The organism is Rhizobium sp. Root483D2 (assembly GCF_001426685.1).
In the GTDB taxonomy this organism is placed as follows: domain Bacteria; phylum Pseudomonadota; class Alphaproteobacteria; order Rhizobiales; family Rhizobiaceae; genus Pararhizobium; species Pararhizobium qamdonense.
Genome location: NZ_LMFB01000024.1, coordinates 1 through 1,477 on the forward strand (window position 1 = coordinate 1; position 1,477 = coordinate 1,477).

3 protein-coding genes are annotated in these 1,477 nt (G+C 59.7%); all 3 read left to right on the forward strand.

Features of this window, described 5'->3' with window-relative positions; all coding sequences use genetic code 11:
• Positions 1-294: hypothetical protein (locus tag ASD32_RS30100; RefSeq protein ID WP_162252691.1), on the forward strand; the 294-nt coding region annotated here is incomplete at its 5' end.
• A complete protein-coding gene (locus tag ASD32_RS20460) occupies positions 291-1,091 on the forward strand; it encodes a phosphoadenosine phosphosulfate reductase family protein (RefSeq protein WP_060639910.1) in 801 nt (266 codons plus the stop codon). The genes ASD32_RS30100 and ASD32_RS20460, both read left to right, overlap by 4 nt.
• Positions 1,088-1,477 (forward strand): hypothetical protein (locus ASD32_RS20465; protein WP_156383270.1); only part of this gene is annotated, 390 nt, incomplete at its 3' end. The genes ASD32_RS20460 and ASD32_RS20465, both read left to right, overlap by 4 nt.

A 1,477-nucleotide genomic window follows, 5' to 3' on the forward strand; every position in this document is an offset into this window, starting at 1 on the left:
GATCGTGTGCGGTCGCCGTTCGAACTGCGCAAGCGGGTCATGTTTGCCATTTTCGATCCCGGCGCATCCGAAGGCTTCAAAGGCGACCGCGACCTGACGACATGGCAGACAGATGCCGTCATGAAGGTTCTGCAGGAGGATGCCGGACTAACGCCGGAGGAGGCATGGCAGGAGCTTTGCGAGACCCCAGACATCACGTCGCCTGAAGAATACCCGGATCATGCTTTGATCACCATTGAGCAGTTGGCGGACTACATGCGCCGTGCCGCAGCATCGGAGGGCTCGGCCGAATGACGGCATCCCCCTTCATGCTGCCGGACGGCAATGTTCACGTCACTCTCAGTGGCGGCCGAACATCCGCTTACCTTTTGCACCAGCTCCTGGAAGCAACTGGTGAGCTGCCTGAGCGAGTGAAGGTCGTGTTTGCCAATACCGGCCGCGAGGATCCGCGCACGCTCGATTTTGTCCAGCAAATGGGCCAGCGATGGTCGGTTCCGATCACGTGGGTGCAGTACCTACCCGACGCGCCGTGGTTCGAGATCGTCAACCACAACAGCGCTGCGCGGGACGGCGAGCCATTCGAGGCAATGATCAAACATAAGCGCTATACGCCAAACGGGCGCAAGCGCATCTGCACAGAACAGCTGAAGGTGCGCGCTGCCCGGAGACTGCTGGTCGCTTGCGGTTGGACGCGGTGGACCAAGACGCTTGGTATTCGCGCCGATGAGCCTCACCGCCACGAGCAGGCGGATCAGCCGCGCGAGAAGATTTGGATGCCGCTCGTTGCCGCCGGCGTCACGAAACCGATGGTTCTAAAATTCTGGAAGGCTCAGCCGTTCGACCTGCCGGAAGGCGTCGATAGTAATTGCCTGCTCTGCTTCCAGTTCGGCCTCGCCCAGCTCGCTCGCCAAATGCGCGAAGATCCAGATGACGATTTTCCCGAACGCATGGAAGCGCTCGGCTTCGGAACATTCCTGAAACACCCATGGTCGGAGATACGCGAATACGCATTCAGCCAAACCGACATGTTCGAAACCCCACGCCGCCGCACCCTTTGCGGCGCGGCTGAGAATGAGGAGTGCGCGGCATGATCCGCAGAATTTTCAAGACAGTCGAGCGCATCTTCCACTGGGATGAGTTCGGAACATTCGACCCACCGCCTGCGCAGAAAACGTCAGCCCACGTTCACGGTGGCATGCCGTCCGACCTGAAGACATCGGCCGCGCTGATGAAGCTGATCGAGGCGGCCAAGGAAAAGCTTGAGGCTATGACGCCTGAAGAGCAGCAGGCCATGTGGCAGGCCCAGCGCGAAAGCTGGGTTCGCGGCGAGATGCAGCTTGATCGAACCAACACGCCGTCTCCGCCCGCACCGGAAAGTGAAATAATCCGCGAGATCCAGACCGCGTTGGAGGATGGAGCTGAAGACATCTACATCTTCTGGGCCGGTAAGTGCCGTCTGCATGTCACCAAAGATATG